Origin of the sequence: Ensifer adhaerens, assembly GCF_013283195.1 — a bacterium.
Taxonomy (GTDB): domain Bacteria; phylum Pseudomonadota; class Alphaproteobacteria; order Rhizobiales; family Rhizobiaceae; genus Ensifer; species Ensifer adhaerens_G.
Genome location: NZ_JABEKT010000004.1, coordinates 523,438 through 547,839 on the forward strand (window position 1 = coordinate 523,438; position 24,402 = coordinate 547,839).

Genomic DNA, 24,402 nt, shown 5'->3' on the forward strand with positions numbered 1-24,402 from the left:
CCTCAACAGCGGATCGCAATCACGGCAGGTGACACGCCAGCGCCCACGAGACGGGCGATGGGACGATCGCTTGCACGGCCGACCGCGACACACCAACTGGTGGAAATATTTGCAACCTGTGGTCAACATTATCTTGAAAGCACCAAATCGGTGCTTTACATCAGATCCATGATACAGACGACCCACACGGCAACCCTCCGCTATCGCCTGGTGCCGGACGGCGAGGCCCGGCACGCGCTGGAGGAGACATTTGCCGCCTATGCGAAGATGCTTGCGCTGCTCGATGAGCTGACGGTGGAAAAAGGCGGGGCCAATCTCGTGACCCTGCACGAGCTTGCCTACGAGACCGTCAGGGATCGGACCGGCCTGCCCGCCCGTTTCGTGACGCTGGGCCTGCGCGATTTCGCGTCGAACCGCGGGCGGCCGAGCGAGCCCCTGCGGCTGCCGCTAGACGAAAAATTGTTTGCGATCAAGGGCCCGGCCGCCCTCACCGTCGCAACGGTGCGCGGCCGCGTCGCCATCCCCTTTGATGTGGCGGGCTACTCACGCGGTACGCCCAACATTTTTTCGGCCGAGCTCGTCGCCGATGCCGGCGGCTATGAAATTCACATCGGCGTCACGCCGCACACGGATCGAACGGAGGAAGACATGATGATGAACGAAGGCATTCTTTCGCGCATGGGGCGGCTGATCGCCGGTCTTGCCAACGCCGCCGTCGACAAGGCGGAAGGCACCAACAAGGTGGCCGTCGTCGAACAAGCATTGCGCGAAATCGATGCCGCGGCCGAAGAAGCGAAAGCCGACATCGGCAAAGCGCGCGCCGAGGAGTACCGCATCCAGAGCCGACGTGAAGAAATCGCGTCCGACCTGACTATGCTCGAAGAAAAGATCCTGACGGCGGTATCCGCCGGTCGCGATGATCTCGCCAAGGCCGGTGTCGCCCGCCAGATCGATCTGGAATCGCAGGTTTCCGCTCTCGACAAGGCGCTAGCCGATGCCCGCAGCTACCTTGACGAAGGCCAGCAGGCGCTGCAGGCCGTGCTTGCAACACGCCGCGAGGCCGAAGCGAGACTTGTCGACCTGAAGCGGAGCCTGGCGCAATACCCGGATGAGCCGGCAACGGCCCGTGCACGCGCCAATCCGGCCGATGGTGCGGCCCGGGCTGCCGCCGCCGTCTCCCGCGTTACCGGCGTTCCCGCCGGCAACAATGCCACAAGCGCCGAACTCGATGAGCTCGACCGGCTGCACCGTGAACAGGCGATCGAAGCGCGGCTGGCGAAATTCAAGGCCGGAAAGGACTAACGCCGATGGAGCTTTTCTTCGCTCCTGAATGCCTGCCCTTTGCCATTGCCGCCATCATGCTTGCGGCCTTGACCGCGATCGAGATGCTGTGCCTGCTCGTCGGCTTCTCGCTCGGCGAGGTGATCGACAAGGCCGGGCTGGACGAGCACAACGCTCTGGCGGGGCTGCTCTCCTGGCTGAATGTCGGCGGCGTCCCGATCCTGATCTTCATCATGCTGCTGCTGGCTCTGTTCTCGATGACCGGGTTCGTCATCCAGAGTATCGCCCACAGCGTCTGGCTGCCGCTGCCGGCTCTGGTTGCAAGCGTGCCCGCACTGCTCTTGAGCCTGCCCACGGTCAGGGCGTCGAGCCGCGCGGTCGCGCGGATTGTGCCACGCGACGAGACCTACGTCGTCGACCTCAAGGAATTCGTCGGCCGGACCGCCGAAGTCTCAGTCGGCCCGCTCGATCAGGGCCTGCCGGGACGTGTTCGTCTCACGGACAAACACGGCAACTGGCACAACCTGCGCGCCAAAGCAGCCAAGGGTGAACCCGCCATCACCATCGGCACACAAATCCTCATCGTCGACCGCGCCAAGGATGTCTTCATCGCCATTCCCGCGCCGGCAGACCTCATCTCTACGCTAAACACCACCTCCACGGAGCAACAATGATCTTTGATCTTCTCCTGCCCGCCGGCATCGGCGTCGTCCTGATCCTCGGCATCGGCTTTGTGCTCGCATCGCTCTATACGCGATCGAGCCGCGACGAAGCCTATGTGCGCACCGGCCTCGGCGGCCAGAAGGTCGTGCTCGACGGCGGCTCAATCGTCCTGCCGATCTTCCACTCGATCGCCCGGGTCAATCTGAAGACGCTGCGTCTCGAAGTTCGCCGCGGCGAAGTTCGTCGACGGCCTGCGCTCCGTGGCTGCCACCATGAGCCTCGACGCGCTGCAGGAGCAGCGCATGGATTTCGTCAAGGCGGTGCAGGAGGCGGTTGGCGCCGACCTGCAATCGAACGGCCTCGAACTGGAATCCGTGTCGCTGACGCGGCTTGACCAGACCGACATCAAGCACTTCAACGCCAACAACTTCTTCGACGCCCATGGTCTTGCCGCGCTGACGCGCATTACCGAGGGCCGGAAGAAGGAGCGCAACGAGATCGTGCGCGACACCGAAGTCGCCATTGCACAGAAGGATCTCGAGGCCCGCCAGCAGTCGCTGGCGATCGAAAGGACCAAACGTGAAGCCGAGTTGAACCAGGAACGCGATATCGCCAACAAGTCTGCCGCGACCCGCGCCGAAACGGCGCAGCAGGAACAGGCTGCCAAGCGCGCCGAAGAAGAGGCCCGCATCGCGACCGAACAGGCAATCGCCGAGCGCGAGGCCGCCGCCAAGCAGGTGCGCGAAAGCGCCAACATCGAGGCAACCCGGACGGTCCAGCAGCGCGACACCGAAGCCAAGCGCGACCTGCAGATCGTCGCCCAGGAAAGCGCGATTGCCGTTGCCAACAAGAGCCGTGAGGAATCCGAGGCCAAGGCCAAGGCTGAAACGGCACGCGCACTGGCAATCGCCGCGGAAGAAAAGGTCGGCACGGCAAAGGCCGTCGAAATCGCCGAACGCGAACGCCAGATCGCCGTCATCGACGCCCGCAAGAACGCCGAGACGGAAGCAACGGCCGTGACCGTTGGTGCGGAGGCCGAAAAGCAGGCGGCCCTCGACCAGGCGGACGCGATCAAGACGCTTGCCACCGCCGAGGCCGAAGCTGCCATCATCAAGGCCAAGGGCGTGCTCGAGACAGGCAAGGCGGCGGCAGAGAGCGAAGCCTTGCTCAACGAGGCGCGCAACAAGCTGAGCGCCGCCATCATCGAGTTCGAGATCCTGCGCGAGCGCATCCGCATCATCCCCGAAGCCTTGGCCGAAGCCGTCAAGCCGATCGAGAAGATCTCCGACATTCGCATCTTCGACACCGGCGGCATGCTGGGTCGCGGCGGCGCTGGCGGTGCGGGCGGCACCAATGGCATCGGCATGGGCGAAGGCCTTGCCGGGCAGTTGCTCGCGTATCAGGCCAACAAGCCGATCCTCGACCGCCTGATGAAGGAAGCCGGGTTCGAAGGCGACAATGCCGTCTCTTCCCTGCTTGCCAATCTGAACGGCAAAGGGCCGGAAGAACTGGAAAGGGACTGAGCTTCGCAAACGCGCCGGCCACTTCATGGTGGCCGGCACCATCGTTTCCAGGCAATCTCGCGTCAACGCATCGCCCTGTCCCTTCTGGACCAAGCTAGCCGACAGGGACGCGGCAACCCTTGCGGCAATCGTGGTGTCGCTTATCTCATGGCGTTCACGGGTTCGGGAAAGGAAATGCCCATGGCCTTCCGCGACGATGATCTGACCTATCTCGAAAGCCACGGCATCCCGCCGCTTCCCGCGCCAGATGAGCAGGGTTTTGTCGAGAACCAGGGCGCGCGCATCTGGTATGCGAGCCACGGTTCCGGGCCGGCGGTGATCCTCTTGCACGGCGGCATGGGAAACGGCGGCAACTGGGGCTATCAGGTGCCGGCAATCGTCGACGCCGGCTACCGCGCCGTCGTCATCGACAGCCGCGGCCACGGCCGCAGTACACGGGATGCACGTGATTACAGCTACCAGCTGATGGCAGCAGACACCCGCGCCGTGATGGATCGACTGCAGATCCACAAGGCTGCGATCATCGGCTGGAGCGATGGCGCCGATACCGGCCTGATCCTCGCCCAGGAAACGCCCGAGCGTGTTGCCGGTGTTTTCTTCTTCGCCTGCAATGTCGACAACTCGGGTACCAGGCCGTTCGAGTTCACGCCTGTGATCGGCCGCATCTGGCAGCAGCACCAGAAGGATTATGCCGCACGCTCGACGACACCCGGTGATTTCGAAGCGCTCTCGGCAGCGGTGGAAGCAATGCAGCGCACGCAACCGAACCTGTCGGCAGCCGAGCTTGCGGCGATCTCCGTGCCCGTTGCCGTCGTCCTTGGCGAACATGACGAATTCATCAGGCAGGAGCACATGGCATATCTCGCCGAGACGCTGCCTGACGCAACCCTTAGCATCCTTCCCGGCCTCAGCCATTTTGCGCCGTTGCAAAGGCCCGATGTTTTCGATGATGCGGTGCTCGCCTTCTTGAGCGGCGTGCTGCGCTAACGCTGGCTGTTCGGTCGCGAGAACTCTGCCGGCCGGCTGTTGATTTCCGACCCGGTTTTCGGAAAGCACGTCCTCAAACCACCGAAACCGGTGGCCGGTGTCGGTTACGTGCGATACAACCGATGGGCGATCAGGAGGAAAAAATGCAGAAGTCCGATTACCCCAGGGGTACGGTTTCCCGTCTCAGCATCGACAGCGATGTTCTCAAAAGCAACAGGCTCGGGGACCCGACACGGCGCCACGTCGATGTCTATGTCCCCGCAAACCACGACGGTACCGGCCTGCCGCTGCTCGTCGATCTCGTCGGGTTCACGGCGGGCGGGCCCCTGCACACGGCATGGAAGCCCTTCTTCGAGAACGTGCCGGAGCGCCTCGACCGGCTGATTGCGACAGGTGAGATGCCGCCGGTGGCCGTCGCCTTTCCCGATTGTTTCACCTCGCTGGGCGGCAACCAATATGTCAACAGCTCGGTCGTCGGTCGCTGGGAAGATTTCCTCATCGATGAGATGCTTCCGGCAGTGGAGGCCCGCTTCGATTGTGGCGGCACCGGGCGCCGCGGCGTTTTCGGCAAGAGCTCGGGTGGTTACGGCGCCTTCTCGCATGCCTTCCGGCGGCCGGACATCTGGGCTGGAGCCGCAAGCCATTCGGGTGACGCAGGCTTCGATCTGATGGCGGCCGATTTCCCCATGGTTTTGCGCGCTCTCGCGCGGCATGGTCTGTCGATCGAAAACTGGTTTCGGGCCTACGAGAAGCGGCAGAAGCATGCCGACGAGGACATTCCCGTCCTGCTCGTTCTTGCCCAGGCGGCGAGCTACGACCCTGATCCCGACCTTGACGTTTTCAAGGGGCTGCGGCTTCCGGTCGATCTGGAAACCTGCGAGTTGATAAAGGATCGGTGGAAAAACTGGATGGCCTGCGATCCCGTCGAGCTGGCGAAAACCCATGGTCACAACATCGCCAAGCTCAAGGCCTTCTACATGGATTGCGGCACCGTGGATCAGTACAACCTGCTTTACGGCAATCGCCGCATCCACCGGACGCTGAAGGAACTCGGCGTCGAACATACCTATGAAGAGTTCGAGGACAACCACAATTCGGTCGATTACCGCATGGATGTCAGCCTGCCCTTCCTCGCCAAGGCGCTGCAGTAGCAAGGACCAGGGGGCACGACCGGCAGGCGTTGCCGGTCGTGATGTCTTGCCAGATGGCAATGAGGGATGCTTGATGAAGTCATCCCTCTGCTCCAATCTCAGGCCGCACGCCGGTCGTGGCGTCCCTCTTCGATCTCCTCGACGATCTTGGCAACGAAGGCGTCGAGATCGTCGGGAGAGCGGGAGGTGATGATGCCGTGGTCATTGACGACCTTGGCATCAACCCACTGTGCGCCGGCATTCTCGACATCCTTGCGGATCGAGGCATAGGAGGTTGCCTTGCGCCCTTTCAATGCGTCGGCCTCCACCAGCAGCCAGGGCGCATGGCAGATCGCCGCCACCACCTTGCCCGATTGCACGAAATCGGTGACGACCCGCATGGCGTCAGCATCCTTCCGCAGGATATCGGGATTGATCTGGCCACCGGGCAGTACAAGCGCATCGAAGTCGCGAACAAACACGTCCTTCGCCGTGAGGTCGACATCGACGGTGTCGCTCCAATCGCCCTTGTCCCAGCCCTTGATGGCACGTTTTTCCGGCGATGCTATGGTCACTGTGGCGCCGCGCTTCGACAGTTCGTCGCGCGGCACCCGCAACTCCGAACGCTCATAGCCGTCGGTTGCAAGAATGAGAATTCTGGCGGTGTCGATCGATGGCATAGCCAAGTCCTTTCCCGGTTTGTGAGCAAGCAGGGAGAACCGGCTGCAGTTGGAATGGTTCCCTCGTCACGTTTGCGCCGCCGTAAAGCGCATCATGCGCCGGTAGCCAGCAACGACGTCTTGAAGGTCCAACCGTCGACAAACGCCCTCACGGCGTCAGCAGCCAGAACACCGATCCTGCAAGAAGGATGAAAAGGGCGATAAGCCTGACGAAGCGCTGCATGCCATGCGAGGTGTCACCTCCCAGGACCGCGTTCCACAACGCTCCGCCGGAAGCATCGACGTCGGCGGTTGCCGCCAACGCGATCGGCCGGTTCACGGATGTCGCCGCACTGTAATCGTGAGGGCGCGGCTGCCGGCTCGTCGTCTCGGTTTCGTCATCGTCGATGCCGAAGCTGACAATCCGGCCATCGCCCGCATCGGCCACCTGAGCTTCGCGCGATACGCGATCTTCCTGCTCTGGTCGCCCCATGAGCACATCCAGCCACGCGCGGCGTGCCTGCGCCGCTGCGGCATGTCGGGGCCATTGAGCGGATGCTGAAAGGATCGCCGAAGAGCGGCTGGTTTTGGGGTGACGGAGTGACATCGCAGGCCTCCTTTAATTCACAATGCCCCTGAAGCGCGTTTGTTCCATCACCTTCATCGGACGCGCAAATAAAAAGGGCGCTCAACCCTTGACGAGGAGCGCCCTTTTTTGACCCGGACAGCTTCGAACGCGCGGCTGTCGCCGCTGCAGGAAGCCATCGATACGGGTAGTGATGCGTAGATAGTTGAGCGCGTCCGGATTTCAAGGCCTCTTTCCACTTCTTCCGTTGATTGTTCTGAGAACAGGCAGAAGCTGTGCACGCTCAGTCAAAACTGATTTCACAGCTGGACGCGACGGCGGCGGACGCGTCGGCGATCATGCCTCTCACCAATGAGAGGAGACATCATGCGCTTCAAGAACAAGACCGCCCTGATTACGGGTGGCGGAACCGGAATTGGTGCGGCAGTTGCGCGCCGCATCCGCGCGGACGGGGGAAATGTCGCGCTCGTCGGCCGACGGCCGGAGCCTCTGCGCGATGTGGCCGACGAGATCGGGGCAACGGTCGTCGTAGCGGATGCGGCCGACAGCACCAGCATGAAGGCTGCCGTGGCAAGGGTCGCCGAAACGTTCGGCGGATTGGACATTCTCATCGCGAATGCCGGCGGTCATGGCGTCGGGCCGACGATCGGAATGTCGGATGAAACCTGGGATCTCGCCGTCCGCCTGAACCTTAACACGGCCTTCGTCAGCGCGCGGGAATCCCTTCCGCATCTTATCGAGAGCAAAGGTAACATCGTCGTTCTCGCGTCGATCGCCGGATTGTTCGCAGGACCCGATGCGGCCGGCTACGTCACCATGAAACACGGCTGTATCGGCCTGGCAAAATCGCTGGCGCGCGACTATGGCCGCCGCGGCGTCCGCACCAACACGGTCTGCCCCGGCTGGGTCACGACCGCGATGGCCGACGAGCAGATGGAATTCATCGTCGAGAAGTTCAAGCTGAAGAGCATCGAGGAAGCCTACGCGCTTGTCACCAAGGACGTGCCGCTTGGCCGGCCGGCAACGGCCGATGACGTCGCCAATGCCGTCTGCTTCCTGGCGTCCGCGGAAGCCTCGATGATCAATGGCGCCGTCCTGACGGTGGATGGCGGTGCCGGCACCGTCGACCTGCCCACACTTGCATTTGCAGAATAGGAGGAGAAGACGACATGAACCAGAATCCGAAAGACTGGAAAACCTACGATCAGTTTGCCTATGGCATCGATACCAATCGCCTGCCGGCGAGCGACGCCCTGACCGGATCGACCCAGACGCTCGTCTTTGACGACGGCCGGAGGCTGGAGCTGACTTTTGCCAAGGGCAGCGTCGATTGGTCGGACGGCAAGGAAAACGGCACCGACAAGGTCGACGTCGTCGAGGTCGCCGCAAGCACCTATTTCGTCGAGATCATCTTCAAGAACCGTCCCAAGGAAGCCGAAACGCTGGTTCTCAATGTTGCGAGCCGACGGGCGCTGTCAATCTACTCCATCGTCCGCGAAAAGGACCAGTTCGCCGGCGAGCCGCAGGTCGCACAGATCTTCCGGACAGGCCGGATCGAAGGTGGCGAGTTGAGCGGGCCGGCACCGGTAGAGAGCCGTGACCTCGTTGGTCTGCGGGCGCATTTCACCTACAGCCCGAACCATGTCTACGAGCACACCTACCTGTCTTCGCAGCGTTATGCGTGGCAATGCCTCGTCGGCGTCCAGCGCGGCCATGGCGACGTCGACCTGACGACCACCTACAAGTTCGACGACGACCAGTACATCTTCACCTTTCGCGAGTTCAAGATCGCGGTCGCCTCCACCTTCTTCTACAATTTCAAGGACATGCGCTCGACCGGCAAGTTCCTGGGCACCACTGGCGACGGCCGGATACAAAACAGCCCCGCCGGCGCCTTCATTCGCAAGGCATCAATGACCTACTACCTGCCCGGTCAGGAACCGGTGTGAAAGGCGAGAACATGCGAACAGCCTACGACATCGTCAAGGCGCACTACGACGCCAATGACCGGCGCGACATCGACGGTATGCTCTGCGATATCGCTGCGGACTGCCGTTGGACGGAGATGGACGGGTTCCCCTGTGCCGGCACCTATGTGGGACCGGAAGCGATCCTCGAAAACGTCTTCGTGGCGCTTGGCAAGGATTTCGACGGCTACAGCTTCACGCTGGAACGGCTGCTCGATGCCGGCAATGATGTCGTCGCCGTCGGCGACTACGCCGGAACCAACAGGAAAACCGGCAAGGCCTTCCGGGCGCGGGTCGTGCATGTCTGGGGCGTCGCAGATGACAAGATCCGGCGCTTCGAGCAGTTTACCGATACGCTGAGAGTGGTTGAAGCAATGCACTAGGCGACAGGCGGCTTCGCGTTCAGCGAGGCCGCATTTCCCGTGAGAGCGGGCCTTTCCGCCATTGCGATGGCGAGTGCGCATAGCGGCTGCGAAAGGCACGCGAAAAATGCGCGCTGGATGAAAAGCCGAGGCCAAAGGCGATCTGGGATATTTCACCCGGATAGCCCCTAGCATCACGCAGACGTATTGCCGCTTCGTCCAGCCTGAGCGTCCAGATATAGTCTGCCGGCGTGATGCCCTCTGCCTCGAAAGCGCGATAGATATAGCGCGACGAACAGCCCATGCGCCGCGCGATCACGCCGACATCGAGGTCGGGTCGCGCGATGTTGTCGGCGATGAAGTCCTTTGCTCGGCGCCGCAGCAGGCCGAGCGAATGCTCGCCCGGGGCATCGCCCGACGGATCGCCGCCAACCATGGTTCGAACGAGCTCGACCATTGTCTGGCCAACGCTTGCGCGGGCCGCATCGTCCAGTTGTGCAATCTCCCGGATCGTTGAATCCATCAGCGACAGCAGGATGCGTTGCATGCCGGCATGCGCTTGCGGCGCGACGAAGGGCTCCTTCAGCCTTGCGATTGCAGCAGGCGAAAGCGCTTGGCGCGGCAACTGAAGAAGCAGTAGCCGCACGGGCGTTCTGTTGCTCAAGACATAGGGCCGGCTCGGATCGTAGATGACGACGGCCTCCGCGCCGACCGCCGCGGTGCGATCACTTTGAAGCAGAGACGAGCGGCCGTGCGTCTGGATGATCAGCTTGATTGCATCGGGATTGCTGGATCCATGGACCACACGATCGCCGATGACCGTATGGATGTCAGCCTCCAGCCGCGTCAGCCGGCAGTTGCCGAGCATTGCCGATACGAGCGTGCTCTTCTCCTCATTGCCGCCGTCAAAGTCGAGGCGAACATTGCCGAACAAAGTGCGGGCGACACCTGCAAGGTCGTGTCCTATGGCTGTTTCTAGGGGTCCTCGAGCGGAGGCTGCCATGACGTCTCCCTCACGCGGTCAGGTAGCCGCCATCGACCGGCAGGCAAGCGCCGGTCACATAGCGCGCCGCTTCGGATGCCAGAAAAACGATCGCGTCCGCCACTTCACCCGCCTCCCCCCATCGCCCGGTGGGAATACGGCTCAGGATCGGCGCAGAGACGGCTTCGTCGGCAAACAATGCCCGACTGAGCGGGGTGACGATCCAGCCCGGCGCCACGGCATTGACGCGAATGTCGGTCGCCGCATACGCCTGAGCCAGCGACTTGGTCAGCTGAACAATTGCACCTTTGCTCGCCGAGTATCCCGGCCGGTCGGCCGCCCCGAACGTCGAATACATCGATGCGATATTGACGATGGAAGATCCTGACTTCATTCGGTCGCGCGCCAAACGGCAACAATCCATGACGGAGGTGAGATTGATCGCAATCACTTCATCGAACTTGTCCTTGCGCCATTCCTGACGATCGCGACTGACGCCGGTGCAATTCACCAGGACATCGATCCGATCCAGGTTTGAGAAGAAGCCTTCGAGCGACCCAGGGCGCAGCACGTCGACCTCTCTGTTGTCGATCTGCACGTGATGCGGTCCGCCGGATGCGCCCAGCCCACAGGTGATCACGCAGGCGCCGAGTCCGGCGAAACGGAGGGCCGTGGCGGCGCCGATGCCCGAAGTGCCGCCCGGGATGACGACGGTTTGGCCGGCAAAGAGTTCGCTCGCGAAAGTCATGTCTGTTCCTTGAGATCGGTGTGTCGAGATCAGCTCGCGAGATAGGCGCCGTGCAGAATTTCGGGTTGGGCCCTCAGCGCCGCAGACGACCCGTCATAAACCAGCCGCCCGCGCTCGAGCACCAGCGCATGCGCCGCAAGATCGAGTGCCAGGTTGGCGAATTGTTCGATCAGCAACACGCCGATGCCCCCCTTCGCCGCAAGCTTCAAGGCCTCCGCGAGGCGCTTGACAACCGCAGGCGCCAGCCCGAGCGAAAGCTCGTCGACGATCATGAAACGTGGCCTGGCGATAAACGCCTGTGCCATCGCCACCATCTGCTTCTGGCCGCCGGAAAGATCGGACGCCAACTGCGTGCGACGCTCGGCGAGTTCGGGAAAGATGCCGTAGACCGCTTCGAGGCCGTCGGCCCGGGCGCTGCGCGACCCGTCCAAAGCCGCAACGAGGATATTGTCTTCCACCGTCAGCTGTCCGAGCACGCGATGCCCTTCGGGCACAAGCGCAATTCCGGCGCGCCGGATGCGATCGGGCGACAGGCCGTCGAGCGGCCTGTCGTCAAGTCGCATGGCTCCACCGGCCAGGGGCAGCACACCGGCAAGCGCCATGACGACGCTCGATTTGCCAGCGCCGTTGGCGCCAAGAAGCGTGCTGATCTCGCCTGCCCGGATCGTGAACGAGACATCGTGAATGACGCGTTTGCCGCCACGCTCGACCACAAGGCGCTCGACCTCAACGCAAGATACCTCAGCCATGTCAAAGCTCTCCCAGATAGGCACGTCGAACATCGGGATCGGCGAGCACTGTTTCAGTGGGGCCGAGAGCGAGCAGCTTCCCGTAATCGAGAACCATTGTTTCGCTGCACATGGCGCGGATCAGTTCGACATCGTGGTCGATGACCAGAACCTGCGCCGAAAACTCGGTGGGGATACGCAAGACGAGTTCACGCAACGCACCGCCCTCCTCGTCCGTCAGCCCGGCGGCGGGCTCGTCCAGCAGGATGAGGCTTGGCTTTCCGATCACGCATTTGCCAAGTTCGACCAGGCGGCGCTGGAAGAGATTGAGTGATTGCCCCAGTTTGTCCGCAACGGGACGCAGGCCGATAAAGGCTAGCGCGCGATCGACCGCCTCGGCGCGCTGCGGCGACGGAACGATGTGATCGGCGATCGCCGCAAGATTGTCGGCAACCGTCAAGTCCTCGACCACCTGCTCCGTTTGAAACGAGCGTCGCAGGCCGGCACGCACGCGCTGCAGCGGCGTCATCTCTAAAAGCCCGTTGCCGTTGAGCGCCACCGAACCCTGAACCGGCCGCACGAAGCCGGACAACACATTGAGCAGCGTTGTCTTTCCCGCCCCGTTCGGGCCGATCAGTCCGGCAACAGGGGCCGTCAGGGTCGCCGTCAATTGATTGATCGGCTTGACCCCGCCAAACTGGACGACGAGATTGTCGATCGCAATCATGGTGCCCTGCCTCCCATAATTCGGATACGCACCCGGGCGACGATCCCGGCGATCTGGCCGGCAATGCCGGCAGGTGCGGTGGCAAGCGCGTGAAACAGCGCGACGCCGAAGATACCGATGGTCACGTAGCCATCGATCCCGAGATCGGTCAGGAGCGCCGGCAATGCCCGCAGCAGCAATCCCGCAATCAGTGCGCCATACCAATTGTAAACCCCGCCGACGATCGCCAGGGCAAAGAGATTGAGGCTCTCGAACGCACCGAAGGCTCGCCCGTCGAGCTGGCCGACATTGTCCGCAAGCAGAGCGCCGGACAGGCCGGCGAGAAAGCCGCTGAGCGCAAAGGCCCATGCCTTGAAAACGAGGACGCTGACGCCACTGGAAATGGCGACGGTTTCGCCCTTGCGGATCAACGCCCAGGCGCGACCGGGTTTGGCCAGCTTGTGCCACTGCGCGATCATCAGCCCGACCGTTGCGGCGACGCAGACATAGACGAAGTAGGCGACGGCGCCCTGCGCCAGGTCGGGGCGAGGCAGCATCGCCCGGCCGGAGCCGTCGGCCCGTCCGAGGAAACCCGGCCCTCCGTCGGGAAAGCCCCAGGCGCTGATGACGATCTGGAAGGCGCCGGCCAGCATCAGCGTGACAAGCGCGAGATAGAGCCCGCGCAACCGCAACGCCGGAATGCCGAAGACCAGCCCGACGATAGAGGCGACGATGCCGCCTGCCAGAAGGCTGATTTCGAAGGGCGGGTGAAACGCATGACCGACACGCAGCGCCACCCAACCGCCAACGCCAACAAGCGCAAACTGGCAGAGGGAGACGAGACCGAGCTGGCCATAAAGGATCGCAAGCCCCACCACGGAAAGCGAGAGCGCCACAGCCGCCGTGGCCGCCGACAGCCAGAACGAATTGGCGAAAAGCACTGTCACGCCGGCAAAGACGATCATCGTTGCCGGAACCTGGAGAAGCGACATCGGCAAACGGGCGATGGACATGGAGCGGGGTACGACCTGTGCGACGTGTTCGGAAGCCATCATCTGTCCTTCAGCGCGGCCTTTGCCGTGCTCCCCAAGATCGTGACCGCGGCAAGCGCGATGATGAAAGGTGCGGCCGCGCGATAGGGCGATATCCAGCCAAGCGGCGTCAACACTGCCTCGGCGATGCCGACAAGCAGGCCGGCAAGCGCCGTTTCCCACAGCGAGCGCAGCTGACCCAGAATTGCGGCGGCGATGGCCGGGATCACCAACAGCGTCAGGAAAGTGCCCTGCAGCCGGACGAGATCCGCCAGCAGCAACCCGGCAAAGCCGGCAAAGATGCCGGTGATGATCCACGCGGCCGTCTCGGTATAGAGAATGCGAACACCAAGGATGGCGCTCAGATCGCGATCATTGGCCAAGGCGCGCATGTCCAGGCCGAGCCGCGTCCGGTTGAGCAGAAGCGTGATGACGCCGACCATCACGATCGACAGGAGAATGGCAATGATGCGGGTATAGGTCAGCCGCACGCCGAAGATCGAAACGAACATCTGATCGGTCGGAAACTGCAGGCGCCGCGGCAGTTCCCCCCAGATCACGCCCATGAGCGCGATCAGGATCAGGGCCGGCGCCAATGTCCCGACCGCGCGCACGACGATATCCCTGTGGGACAGGAGCGGCGCGAAGATGCGTCCGTAGGCAAAGCTGATGGCCGTGGACACGGCGACGGCTGCGAGGATCGCGACGACCAGCGGCATCTTCCATTCGAGCAATTGCCACGCACAATGGGCACCGAAGGCACCAAAAGCGCCGAAAGCAAAGTTGAGGACGCCGGTGGCCCGAAACAGAATGACGAGCCCGACACCGGACAGGGCATAGACGGCCCCGATACCAAGGCCGGAGATGATGAAAGGCAGAATGTTCATGTGTCGATCCTAGCGGGTCGGACAAGTCCTGCAGCAAAAAGGGCTGCAGGACGCGATCGAGGCAGAAGCTCAGTTCAGCCCTGCGGACTTCTCGTAGTCGCGGATGTCTCCAAGCTCCGGATCGGGCGACGGAGCGCAGTCGGAGACGACCTTCCATTTGCCGCCTTCGCTCACCGCCATGCGGGTCGTCGAGTTGGCATTGTGACGAGGCTGTTCGTCGCCGAAGTACCAGGGGGCGCAGAAGATATCGCTCTTGAAGCCCTTCACCTGACGAACGGCGGCAGAGACGGTCTCACGGCTGATATCGGCCGGGTCGAGCGTCATCAGCGCCTTCTCGGTGATGCGCGCCGCCAGATAGCCGGCCTGCGCGAAGGTGTCGCGCGGATCGGAGGACTGGCCGTATTCGTCCATCACCGCCAGCCAGTTGCTATTGTCGGGCGTGTCCGCTTCCAGATCGTTGAACTCCATGTTGACGTAGAACTTGCCGTCCCAACCCGCGCCAATGGTGGTGGGAACGGAAAGATCATAGGCGGAAGCAGCGCTGAAGAACGTGATCGTCTGGTTGAGCCCCTGCTCTTCGGCGGCGGTCAGAAGCGGCACGGCGACGCCCTTGGACATGCCGAGCACGATGACGTCGGGTTTGCTGCCGGCCGCCTGCAGCATGACCGACGTCGCGTCCGCCGAGCCCGGGTCCATCAGGATCGTTTCAGCGGCAAAGCCCTTCTCCTTCGCCAGCAGCATGACGCCATCGCAGGACCAGGTGCCGACATTCGGAATGTTGGGGCCGATGCACACAACCGATTTGGCTTTCAGTGCCTCGAGCGCGTAGCCCATGGCGCCGAGCATAGAAACCCGCGGGCCGGCATTGGTCGGAGCATAGTTCTCGGCAAAGAAGCACTCGCGCGGCACGCCGACACCGGCAACGACGAGAATGCCCGACTTTTTGTAGAATTCGGCATTGGCGCCGCACTCGACATAGCTCGAGTTGCCGACCATCAGCACCGCCTGCTCGTCGTTGACGAGCTTGGCAGCGAGTTGCGCCGCCGTCTCCGGATTCCACTGATCGTCCTCGACCAGATATTTCACCGGCCGCCCCTTGATCCCGCCATTGGCGTTCAGGCAATCGAAATAGGCCTTGGCCGCCTTGGTGGAATTGGAGAAATCGTCCGGCCCGGTCTTGCCGGTAATGGCGCCGATGACGATCGGCTCGCCGGTCGCCGCCTGTCCGGTATTCTCGCCGCAGGTCGCGGCAGCCTGTGCGCCCGCCGCCGAAAGCAACGTCAGGGCAAGGCCGACGGCCAGCCCCTTCAAATCTATCCTCATGGTTTCCTCCTCCAGTTCTTGTTCGTTCCTCCCCCGCTCCCAACGGGGTTGGTCATGGTGCCGACATCAGCCGGCAATTGCCTTTCCGGTCATGAAGGCTGCGGCACGAGCCGCGATCATCATGGCCGGTGCGTTGGTGTTGCCCGAAACGAGGGCCGGCATGACCGACGCGTCGCAGACGCGCAGCCCCTCGACGCCGCGCACCTTCAGATCCGGCCCGACGACGGCCATCCGGTCGTCGGCGGCACCCATGCGGGCGGTGCCTGCCGGATGGAAAACGGTCTTGGCGGTCTGGCGGATATAGTCGCGCAGGGCATCAGGATCCTTCTCCAAGCCCGGTCGCGGCAGGACCCGACGCTTGACCAGTTTTGAAAGTGCCGGCGCTTCCAGGATGCGGATCGCCGTTTCTACCCCGCGAACCAGCGTCTCGAGATCGACCGGATCCGACAGGAGATTGGCGTTGAAATCCGCTTTCTCATTCGGATCGGAACTCTTCAGGCGGATGCTGCCGCGCGAGTGCGGACGCAGGTAACAGGGGCCGATGCTGATGCCGTGGCCGGGTTCGGGCTCGCGGTCGACGAAACCGATCAGGATAGGCAGGACGTGGAACTGGACATCAGGCTGACCGGTGCCTGCTGTGTCGACGAACCCGCCGCATTCGACCACGTTAGACGCCAGAAGGCCGCGATGGGACGTCAGGTAGCGCGCCATATGCGCGACCGCCCTGAGCCCCGTGTCGTGCCCGAGTATGGACATCGGCTGCCGCGTCTCGCCTTGAACCGGCACTTCGAGATGATCCTGGTAGTTCGCGCCGACCCCTGGCAAGTCCGCAACGACGTCGATGCCGTTCGCGCTCAGGTGCTGGCCGTCGCCGATGCCCGACAGCTGCAGGATCTTCGGCGTCGCGATGGCGCCGGCGGCAAGGGCTATTTCACGCGAGGCTGAATACACCGTGCCATCGATCAGCTCGACACCAGTGGCACGCCGTCCGTCGAACAGGATGCGGGCCACCTTACGCTGTGTCAGCACGGTCAGGTTCCGACGCTTTTCCGCCTCGCGCAGAAACGCCTGCGCCGAACTCCATCGCCGCCCGCGATAGGTCGTGTTCTGATAGAAGCCGACCCCCGCCTGATCCTCGCCGTTGAAGTCGGGATTGTGGGGGATGCCGATCTCGGTCGCAGCCTGAACGAACGCCTCGCTCAAGGGGTGCCGGTGGCGCGGATTGGAAACGTGAAGGCTGCCGGTCCGCCCGTGAAATCTGCCGTTGAGGCTCTCGTTGTTTTCAAGCGAACGAAAGGCCGGCAGCACATCCTCATAGGACCAGCCGTCGCACCCCATCTGCGACCAGGTGTCGTAGTCGTTCCTGTGGCCGCGAATGTAGATCATCGCGTTGACCGAGCTGCCGCCGCCAAGCACGTTGCCCTGCGGGATGATGCTCGGGCGGCCGTTGAGCCCCTTCTGCGGATCGGAAGCATAAGGGTGGATGTCGATGCCCTTGCCCAGCACCTTGAAGAAGGTCGCGGGAATATGGATCCAGGGATCCTTGTCCCGGCGTCCGGATTCGAGCAGAAGCACCCGGTGATCAGGGTTTTCCGAAAGCCGGTTGGCCAGCACGCAACCCGATGATCCGCCGCCGATGATGATGTAGTCGAATATAGTCATGGCTCAGCTCAACACGGTCTGGATCGTGGTGAATTCCTTCAGGCCCTCGACGCCGAATTCGACGCCGATGCCGGATTGCTTGACGCCGCCGAACGGCGCGTTCGGCTGTATGGTGCCGTGCTTGTTGATCCAGACCGAACCGCATTCGAGCTGCAGCGCATAATGCCGGGCCTTTTGCGCGTCGGCAGACCAGACCGAGCCGCCAAGGCCGGCAGGATTGGTATTGGCACGCGCAATCACTTCGTCGATATCGGTGTAGCGGATGATCGGCAGCGCCGGCCCGAACTGCTCCTCGTCGACCAGCCGGACGCCGTGATCGACATCGGCGACCAGCGTGATCGGATAGAAATAACCAGGCCGCTCCAGCGGTGCGCCGCCGACGAGGATGCGACCGCCCTTGGCGCGCGCGTCGTCGACGAGTTCGCGCACCTTGTTGAACTGCATTTCGTTCTGGATCGGCCCGAGAATGCTGGTTTCGTCCAGTCCGTCGCCGACGGCGATCTTGCCGGCATAATCCGTCAGCGCCGCGCACACATCCTCATAGATGCTGTCATGCACGTAGAGGCGCTTCAGCGCCGCGCAGGTCTGGCCACTGTTGATGAAGGCGCCCCAGAACAGGCCCTCGGCGATGCGCGACGGTTCGGCGTCGGGGAGCACGATGCCCGCATCGTTGCCGCCGAGCTCGAGCGTCAGTCGCTTCAGCGTGGCGACCGCCGATGCCATCACCTTCTTGCCCGTCTCGGTCGAGCCGGTAAACGTCATCTTGGCGATACCGGGATGGGCGGAAAGCGCTGCGCCGATCTCGTTTTCGCCGGTGACCACATTGACGACGCCGGGTGGCAGCACCTCGTTCATGATCTCGACGAGACGGATGGTGGAAAGCGGGGTGAGCGGCGACGGCTTGATGACAACCGTATTGCCGGCCCGCACCGCCGGCACGATGTGCCAGCAGGCGATCATAACAGGCCAATTCCAGGGTGTGATGGAGCCGACGACGCCGATCGGCTTGCGGTGTAGCTCGACGCGGCCCTCATTGTCGTCCTGCAGGATTTCGACCGGCAGGTTCAGTTCCGCCGTGTGCCGCGTCCAGGCGAGCGCGCCGCCGATTTCGAAGCGGGAACCGAGCCCGTTGAGCGGCTTGCCCTGCTCGCGCGTCAGGATCTGCGCAAGTTCCTCGGCATGCTCGGCGATCTTCTCGGCGAGCAACCGGCAGGCATTTGCCCTGAGTTCATCCGCGGTCTGTGACCAGGTCTTGAAGCTTTCCGCAGCAGCAGCGACGGCCCGATCGAGCTCCGCCTCGCCGGCGAGCGGCATGTAGCCGACGACGTCGCCGCTCGACGGACTGCGGACTTCCGCGTGGCTGGATGTGGCGACGCGCTCGCCCGCAATGAGCAGGGTGTACTGCTTCACGATTTTCTCCTCCCGTGACCTTCGCAGGGACTATGGAGGAGCGCCGCGTTTTCTGTCTTGGGGAGAAGCGCGCCGCGTCTTGGACTGAAACGCAGCGCCCGCTTTCAAACCGCGTTGGGCGCGCCGGCGCCAAAGCGCAGGATGTCGGTCGGAGCGCAGTCGAACAAATCCTTGAAGCTGCGGTTGAAGTACGAAATGTCGTTGAAGCCGGCGGAATAGGCAACCTCGGCAATGGTCTTGGCGTTGCGCTGTTCCTTGAGCTGCTCGATCTTCTCGCGCGCGAAACGCAGGCGCTTGTCGCGAATGACCGTCGTGCAGGTGACGCCCATGCCCTGAAAGTCCTGCTGCAGCGTTCGGATGGAGATGCCGAGCCGGGTTGCCAGCCATTTGGCGCTGAGATCGCTTTCGGTCAGGTGCCGGTCGATCAGCACGTCGACCATCTGCAGACGCTTGGTGGCGCTGTCATGGAGGGAATGCAGGCTTCCGGCTTGCGTTCCCGTCGACAGGAACGCCTGACGGGTGGCGTTGAACATCAATTGGCGCAGATGCGGCGATGCCGTTTCGTTTTCGGGCGTCGACATGATCTTGGCGATCAGAGCGCGCAGCATCAGTGCCATCGGGTCGTCGGCAAAAAGCTTGCGCGCGACGTCGAAGTCGACCTTGCTTTCGGAGTACATCAATTGCCGGGGCAAATGCAGCGAGAGATGGTTGCTGAACCGGCCGCCGAAATAGAAGGTGGTCGGACGGGTGGAATCCACCAGGATGCATTCGCCGACGTCGAGCACATTCTGCTGGCCCGAATGTTCGACGCCACACACCCCTTCCAGCTGCAGGATCAGGAAAAGATGCTCATTGGCATCGCGGCGAACATCGTCCCAACCGCGATGGACATAATCGAGGTCGTTGGAGACATGGGCGAATTCCATGCCGCAGACATCGATGCGGCTCGCCTTGCCGAAGACGCTGTCGCCGCGCTTCATCGTGTGCGGATTGAAATTGCCGCAAATGCCGCGCAGGTCGTCGGCCCACTCGTCGTAGGGGATCGTCGCCCATTCGCGCTGCACCAGGCTTTGGTTCTGCAATAGTTCCAACTCTGCCTCCCAACAGTGTCAGTGCACCCGAGGGCTCGGCGGCGTGCTCTCCCAAGCACGGCAACGGCCAAACGTTACGGGCGACGCGAACCTTCGGTCAAGAAGGCGCCGCCGGGGCGTCATGCAGCCTGCCCGGCCTCGCCGAGATAAAGCGCATGAAGCCGTGCCGGATCGCGCACCAGGGCCTGACAGCCGCCATCATAGACGATCTCGCCACGCCGCAGCACATAGGCGCGATTGCCGATGGCCAATGCCAGCGTCGCGAACTGCTCGACCAGCACGACCGCCATGCCGTCATCGGCAAGCGTTCGCACGGCGCTCATCAGGCGGCTGACAATCACCGGCGCAAGGCCCGACGACATTTCGTCGATCAGAACGACCTTCGGCCGGCCGACAAGCGCGCGGGCGATGACAAGCATCTGCTGCTCGCCGCCGGAAAGCATGCCAGCGTTCACGCCTCGCCGCTGCACAAGCTCCGGGAAAAGCGCATAGGCCTCGTCAAGATTGGCCGAAGGATGCAGCGCAACTGCTAGGTTTTCCTCCACCGTCATCTCGGCAAAGACGGTGCGTCCCTGCTCCACATGGCGCAGGCCACGGCGCGCCCTTGTGCCGGCATTCGCACCGGCGATGTTTTCGCCATCGAGCAGGACCTCGCCCGCTGCCGGGATGATACCGGAGATACCTTCGAGCGTCGTCGTCTTGCCGGCGCCGTTCGAACCGAGCACGACGCTGATTTCGCCACCTCTTGCGCTCAGATCGATGCCGCGAACGATCGGAATGCCGCTGCGATTGACGACCAGTCCCTTGATGTCCAGCGATGTCACGCGACCCGCTCCTCAGGTTCGATGCCCATGTAGGCTTTCTGAACGATGGCCGAGCCGAGCGCGGCCTGCGGCGTGCCCTGCGCAATCAGCCGGCCGAAATCGAAGACGGTAATCGCCGAGCAGGCGCGGCGTACGAGATCCATGTCATGCTCGATCAGGAGCACGGCACTGCCGAACTTTTCCGGGACTGCGGCGATCCTCTCGCCGAGCTTTAGCGCCTCGGCATAGGATTGACCGGCTGCAGGTTCGTCGAGAAGAAGCACGGGCGGTCTCGCCGCCACCACGCCCGCCACGTCGATCAGCCTGCGCGTGCCGGCATCGACCGTCGCAATCACCGTTTCCGGTGACGGGCAATCGAACCATTCGAGTACCGCCTCGATCTCGCCGGGTTTGATGCCCGCCGCCGCCAGCCGCATGTATTCTCCGACCGTGAGTTCCGGCGCGATGCGCGTCGTTTGCCAGGTTCGGCGGATACCAGCCTTGGCCCGCGCCGTCGCGGAAAGGCCTTCGAGCGGACGTCCGGCGAGCTTGATCGAGCCTTCGTAACGAGGCAGGAAGCCGGCAATGGCATCGACGGTTGTCGACTTTCCCGCGCCGTTCGGGCCGATAAGGCCGACCACCGTTCGAGCGGGAACCGCAAGCGACACCTTGTCGAGGGCAATGACGTTGCCGTAGCGCACGGTCAGGCCGTTGACCTCGAGCGCGAGCCCTTGGGCGTGCACCGACGGCGCTGCCAGCGGCGGCGGCGGCTTGGCGCTTGTCTTACCCGCCCGTCGCGGGAGGAGCTTCGAACCGAGGCGCCCCCAGGTCTCGCTCATCGTCTCGCCGCTGCTCAGCGCCTGTACGGCACCGACGGCGAAGAAGACGTTGCCGACGTCCTGCGGCAGGCCGACGCGACGCAGCAGTTCCGGGAACAGGGTGATCATCAGACCGCCGGCGATGGCGCCGAGCGTGAAATGCGCGCCGACCATGGTGGCCACCGCAAACAGGACGAGCGACTGCATCATGTTGAAGTTCTCCGCGACAAGCGTGCCGAGATAACCGGCCAGAAGCCCACCGGAGATGCCGGCGATAAACGCGCTGATCGCAAAGGCACTCAGCTTTGCGTGCGCGATGCTGACGCCATGGGCGGCAGCGGCCCGCTCCGAATGGCGCACGGCAAGCCAGGAAGCGCCAAGGCGCGAGCGGTTGACGAACTCCAAAGCAACGGCGATCAGGCCGTATACGAGCATGATGAAGAGAAAATAGCCCTTGTCGCTTTCAAACGGCGCAGGCCGGGCAACTTGCGTGAACGATGTCTGCCCCGGGAAGGTGATCGTTGCGAGCACCGTGTCGAAGGCGGCGGCAAAGCCGAGCGTGACGATTGCGAGGTTTATCCCTCTCAATCTGAGGGCTGGCAGGCCGATGACGACTCCAACGGGAACGGCAGCAAGACCGCCGACGAGCACCCAGACGACGAGACCGCCCGGAAACTCCGCAACGTTGAGATAGCCGGTGACCCAGGCTCCGACGCCGGCAAAGGACATCTGGCAGAGCGAGATCATGCCGGTTCGACCCGTGACGAGACCGAGGCTTTGAAGCGCGACGCCGACGATGAAGACGGCCGTGATCAGGAAGACCCAATAATTCGGGAGCGCCAGAACGGCCAGCCCAGCGATGATCGCAAGCGCGGAGGCAGTCTTGAGCGCGGCATGCAGGCTAGCGTGCTTCATCCCAGCGGGCTCCTCTTTGCGACCACAGCAGAACCGCGAGAATGACAAGAAATGGGATGGCGCCGCGATATTGGCTGAACGTGTCGAGGCCACTTGCAACCCCTTCGATGATGCCGATCATCAGCCCGCCGATCAGAGCCGCACGAAAGCTCGTGAAGGCGCCGATCAACGCTGCCGCCAGCGCCGGAACCACGAGCAGACTGAGCGACATGAAGTCCGGCGAGCGCAGAGGCGCGATGACCATCAAGGCGAAGGACGTCACCGCACCCACCACCGCCCACACGCAAAGGGCAAGCAGCCTCACGCGGATGCCGATCAACTCGGCCGCCATCGGACGCAACGAAAGTGCCCGCAATTGCAGCCCCGTTCTGGTTCTTGCGAGAAACTGCTCGGTGACGAGCGTGAAGACGACGGCAATGGCGAGCGTCAACAACGATGCGCGCGTCACCTCCACGCCGGCGAACCGAAAAGCCGATCCGGTGACGAGTTCGGGAAAGCTGTGCGGGTGCTGGCCGCCGGTCAGCCGCAGGCCGACCGCGATGATGCCGACAAGCAGCGCCGCTGTGACGGCCGCCTTGGTCGAGGCGCTCGCGCCGGCAAACCAGGTGGTCATGACGATGCCGATCCATGTCGCAACGAGAGCGCCGGCGGCGATCCCGGCAGGCACGCCGATCGCGAGCGGATAGCCACTCTCGTAGAGCGTCACCATGACGAAGGTGCCGGCGGCGCCGATCGCTGCACCGGTGAAGTTGACGACCGCAACCAGCCTGTAGGTGAAGACCGCGCAAACGCCGAGGATGGCATAGGCGCCGCCTGCAGACAGGCCCGCTACGGCCGATGCCAGAAGTGAGTTCATCGCTAGGCTCCTTCAGTCGGGCCGGGAGGGCATGCTTGCGCCCGCAGCGCTGCTACGGGCGCTGATGGTCATTCGACCGGTGGCAGGACGTACCAGTCCGTCGTCCTGGGCACCCATTTGCCGCCGGAAAGCTGCATGACCTTCGTCGCCTGCATCGGTGCGTGCTTGGCGGCATCGCCGAAGACATAGTCGCTGCCGGCAATCGAGTATTTCATCGGTTTGCCTTCGGTCAGCTTGGCCTTGATCGTCTCGCGCGTCACCGGTCCGTCGATCGACGATATCGTGTCGACGAGCACCTTTGCTGCAAGATAGCCGCCCTGGGAGAAGGCGGTCTTTGCAAGGCCGGCCTTTTCCATAACGGCCATCCAGTCGCCATTGGCCGCATTTACCTCGGTATAGGGCTCCCATTCGGTGCCGAGATAGACCGGCTGCCTGGTATCGGGCAGCGCCTTGGCCACGCCTTCGGTGTACCCGGAGGCAAGGAAAATCCAATCGATGCCCTCGATCTTCTGGGCGTCGGCGGTGTTGATCATCTGGACGACGCCCGGTTCGACCTGGTTCGTCAGCACCGCGTCGCAGCCTGAATCCCGCGCCTTGATGAGATAGGGTGTCAGATCGCCCTGCAGCGGCAGTGTCATGTCGACCAGGTGAATGGTCTTGCCGCTCATTGCCTCCCAGCGCTTCACCGCCTGGGCATAAGCCTCCTGGGTGCCACCGAGAATGATGAAGAAAGCGCAGAGCTTTTCGTTCTTCAGTTCGTTGCTGGCGTAGTCGAGCATCGCCGTCGTCAGCGTATAGGGACCGACGTTGACGGGCGCGATCGTCGGCGCGTTGAAACACATCGGATCGACGCCGACGCCCTGCACGGACAGGACATCGTTGCGCTTGTAAGTGCCGGCATTAACGGCACATTCGAGCAGACTTGCCCCACCGCCGAGCGCCACGACGTTCCTGTTGTCGATCAGGTCGCGAGCCGCTTGCGCGGCGACCTGCGGGTCGCCCTTGTCGTCTGCCATGGTATATTCGATCGTGCAGCCGTTGATGCCACCAGCCGCATTGAGCTGGTCGAACACCGCTTTGGCGCCACTTGGACCGTCGGAAAAATCTACCGGACCTGTTATCGTCGAAACGGAACCGAGCTGGATCGGCCCGTCCTCGCATGTCGGGGCGGCAGCGGCCGACCCGCCCATCAGCGCAAGACCGCAACAGGCAGTGGCGGACGTCAGCAGGAGGGAAGTCAAGTATTTCATTCTGTTCCCCTTTTTGTCGAAATTCGGTGATGTG

The 24,402-nt window shown here is 63.0% G+C and carries 23 protein-coding genes and 1 pseudogene; 8 read left to right on the forward strand and 16 right to left on the reverse strand.

Annotated features, from left to right (window positions below; translation table 11 throughout):
• Positions 1 to 168 precede the first annotated feature (168 nt).
• The 5 genes and pseudogenes from LPJGGPFB_RS28845 to LPJGGPFB_RS28865 all read left to right on the forward strand — a co-directional run bounded on the left by LPJGGPFB_RS28845 (position 169) and on the right by LPJGGPFB_RS28865 (position 5,605).
• The gene (locus LPJGGPFB_RS28845; RefSeq protein WP_173423352.1) at positions 169 to 1,302 is read left to right on the forward strand and encodes a PspA/IM30 family protein; all 1,134 of its coding nucleotides are present in this window, start codon (positions 169 to 171) and stop codon (positions 1,300 to 1,302) included.
• A 5-nt stretch (positions 1,303 to 1,307) separates the two neighbouring features.
• The gene (locus tag LPJGGPFB_RS28850) at positions 1,308 to 1,955 is read left to right on the forward strand and encodes an OB-fold-containig protein (protein ID WP_173423353.1); all 648 of its coding nucleotides are present in this window, start codon (positions 1,308 to 1,310) and stop codon (positions 1,953 to 1,955) included.
• Positions 1,952 to 3,467, forward strand: a pseudogene (locus tag LPJGGPFB_RS28855) (flotillin family protein). Before LPJGGPFB_RS28850 ends, LPJGGPFB_RS28855 begins: the two are co-directional and overlap by 4 nt.
• 180 nt (positions 3,468 to 3,647) lie before the next feature.
• Positions 3,648 to 4,454, forward strand: coding sequence for an alpha/beta fold hydrolase (locus LPJGGPFB_RS28860; RefSeq protein WP_173423354.1), 807 nt, complete (start codon positions 3,648 to 3,650; stop codon positions 4,452 to 4,454).
• A gap of 143 nt (positions 4,455 to 4,597) precedes the next feature.
• Positions 4,598 to 5,605 carry an alpha/beta hydrolase gene (locus tag LPJGGPFB_RS28865; protein ID WP_173423355.1) on the forward strand — a complete coding sequence of 336 codons (1,008 nt, stop codon included), beginning with the start codon at positions 4,598 to 4,600 and terminating at the stop codon, positions 5,603 to 5,605.
• 98 nt (positions 5,606 to 5,703) lie between these two features.
• Here LPJGGPFB_RS28865 and LPJGGPFB_RS28870 read toward each other — a convergent pair whose 3' ends face one another.
• Together LPJGGPFB_RS28870 and LPJGGPFB_RS28875 are read right to left on the reverse strand one after the other, a co-directional pair.
• On the reverse strand, positions 5,704 to 6,264 hold the full coding sequence (locus LPJGGPFB_RS28870; protein WP_173423356.1) for a type 1 glutamine amidotransferase domain-containing protein: 561 nt from the start codon (positions 6,262 to 6,264) through the stop codon (positions 5,704 to 5,706).
• Positions 6,265 to 6,412: 148 nt separating this feature from the next.
• Entirely contained in the window at positions 6,413 to 6,850 is a 438-nt protein-coding gene (locus tag LPJGGPFB_RS28875) for a hypothetical protein (RefSeq protein WP_173423357.1), read from the reverse strand.
• 345 nt (positions 6,851 to 7,195) lie between these two features.
• Between LPJGGPFB_RS28875 and LPJGGPFB_RS28880 the strand changes: the two genes are divergently transcribed.
• From LPJGGPFB_RS28880 to LPJGGPFB_RS28890, 3 genes are read left to right on the forward strand one after another with little or no spacing between them, the layout of a single operon-like run.
• Positions 7,196 to 7,984 (forward strand): SDR family NAD(P)-dependent oxidoreductase, encoded by a 789-nt coding sequence (locus LPJGGPFB_RS28880; protein WP_173423358.1) that lies wholly within the window; start codon positions 7,196 to 7,198, stop codon positions 7,982 to 7,984.
• A 14-nt stretch (positions 7,985 to 7,998) separates the two neighbouring features.
• Entirely contained in the window at positions 7,999 to 8,778 is a 780-nt protein-coding gene (locus LPJGGPFB_RS28885) for a MoaF C-terminal domain-containing protein (protein WP_173423359.1), read from the forward strand.
• An 11-nt stretch (positions 8,779 to 8,789) separates the two neighbouring features.
• Positions 8,790 to 9,179: a nuclear transport factor 2 family protein gene (locus LPJGGPFB_RS28890; RefSeq protein WP_173423360.1), complete on the forward strand. Its 390-nt coding sequence runs from the start codon at positions 8,790 to 8,792 to the stop codon at positions 9,177 to 9,179.
• Positions 9,180 to 9,198: 19 nt separating this feature from the next.
• Here the strand turns inward: LPJGGPFB_RS28890 and LPJGGPFB_RS28895 are convergent, their stop codons facing one another.
• From LPJGGPFB_RS28895 to LPJGGPFB_RS28960, 14 genes are all read right to left on the reverse strand, one after another.
• On the reverse strand, positions 9,199 to 10,161 hold the full coding sequence (locus tag LPJGGPFB_RS28895) for an AraC family transcriptional regulator (RefSeq protein WP_173423361.1): 963 nt from the start codon (positions 10,159 to 10,161) through the stop codon (positions 9,199 to 9,201).
• Between the two features lie 10 nt (positions 10,162 to 10,171).
• Positions 10,172 to 10,888 (reverse strand): SDR family NAD(P)-dependent oxidoreductase, encoded by a 717-nt coding sequence (locus LPJGGPFB_RS28900; protein WP_173423362.1) that lies wholly within the window; start codon positions 10,886 to 10,888, stop codon positions 10,172 to 10,174.
• 29 nt (positions 10,889 to 10,917) lie between these two features.
• Entirely contained in the window at positions 10,918 to 11,637 is a 720-nt protein-coding gene (locus LPJGGPFB_RS28905) for an ABC transporter ATP-binding protein (protein ID WP_173423363.1), read from the reverse strand.
• 1 nt (position 11,638) lies between these two features.
• The gene (locus LPJGGPFB_RS28910) at positions 11,639 to 12,343 is read right to left on the reverse strand and encodes an ABC transporter ATP-binding protein (protein ID WP_173423364.1); all 705 of its coding nucleotides are present in this window, start codon (positions 12,341 to 12,343) and stop codon (positions 11,639 to 11,641) included.
• Entirely contained in the window at positions 12,340 to 13,374 is a 1,035-nt protein-coding gene (locus LPJGGPFB_RS28915) for a branched-chain amino acid ABC transporter permease (protein WP_427858621.1), read from the reverse strand. The genes LPJGGPFB_RS28910 and LPJGGPFB_RS28915 overlap by 4 nt, the downstream gene beginning before the upstream one ends.
• A complete protein-coding gene (locus LPJGGPFB_RS28920) occupies positions 13,374 to 14,240 on the reverse strand; it encodes a branched-chain amino acid ABC transporter permease (RefSeq protein WP_173423366.1) in 867 nt (288 codons plus the stop codon). The genes LPJGGPFB_RS28915 and LPJGGPFB_RS28920 overlap by 1 nt, the downstream gene beginning before the upstream one ends.
• Before the next feature lie 69 nt (positions 14,241 to 14,309).
• Entirely contained in the window at positions 14,310 to 15,563 is a 1,254-nt protein-coding gene (locus tag LPJGGPFB_RS28925) for an ABC transporter substrate-binding protein (protein WP_173423367.1), read from the reverse strand.
• A 66-nt stretch (positions 15,564 to 15,629) separates the two neighbouring features.
• The gene (locus LPJGGPFB_RS28930) at positions 15,630 to 17,225 is read right to left on the reverse strand and encodes a GMC family oxidoreductase (protein ID WP_173423368.1); all 1,596 of its coding nucleotides are present in this window, start codon (positions 17,223 to 17,225) and stop codon (positions 15,630 to 15,632) included.
• 3 nt (positions 17,226 to 17,228) lie between these two features.
• Complete coding sequence (locus LPJGGPFB_RS28935; protein WP_173423369.1) at positions 17,229 to 18,635, reverse strand: aldehyde dehydrogenase family protein; 1,407 nt, start codon at positions 18,633 to 18,635, stop codon at positions 17,229 to 17,231.
• A gap of 104 nt (positions 18,636 to 18,739) precedes the next feature.
• Positions 18,740 to 19,726 (reverse strand): helix-turn-helix domain-containing protein, encoded by a 987-nt coding sequence (locus tag LPJGGPFB_RS28940; RefSeq protein WP_173423370.1) that lies wholly within the window; start codon positions 19,724 to 19,726, stop codon positions 18,740 to 18,742.
• Between the two features lie 119 nt (positions 19,727 to 19,845).
• Positions 19,846 to 20,550: an ATP-binding cassette domain-containing protein gene (locus LPJGGPFB_RS28945; RefSeq protein ID WP_173423371.1), complete on the reverse strand. Its 705-nt coding sequence runs from the start codon at positions 20,548 to 20,550 to the stop codon at positions 19,846 to 19,848.
• Positions 20,547 to 22,262, reverse strand: a complete 1,716-nt coding sequence (locus LPJGGPFB_RS28950; protein WP_173423372.1) for a branched-chain amino acid ABC transporter ATP-binding protein/permease — start codon at positions 22,260 to 22,262, stop codon at positions 20,547 to 20,549. Before LPJGGPFB_RS28950 ends, LPJGGPFB_RS28945 begins: the two co-directional genes overlap by 4 nt.
• Positions 22,249 to 23,118: a branched-chain amino acid ABC transporter permease gene (locus tag LPJGGPFB_RS28955; RefSeq protein WP_173423373.1), complete on the reverse strand. Its 870-nt coding sequence runs from the start codon at positions 23,116 to 23,118 to the stop codon at positions 22,249 to 22,251. The genes LPJGGPFB_RS28950 and LPJGGPFB_RS28955 overlap by 14 nt, the downstream gene beginning before the upstream one ends.
• A 68-nt stretch (positions 23,119 to 23,186) precedes the next feature.
• Entirely contained in the window at positions 23,187 to 24,368 is a 1,182-nt protein-coding gene (locus LPJGGPFB_RS28960; RefSeq protein ID WP_173423374.1) for an ABC transporter substrate-binding protein, read from the reverse strand.
• Between the last annotated feature and the right edge of the window lie 34 nt (positions 24,369 to 24,402).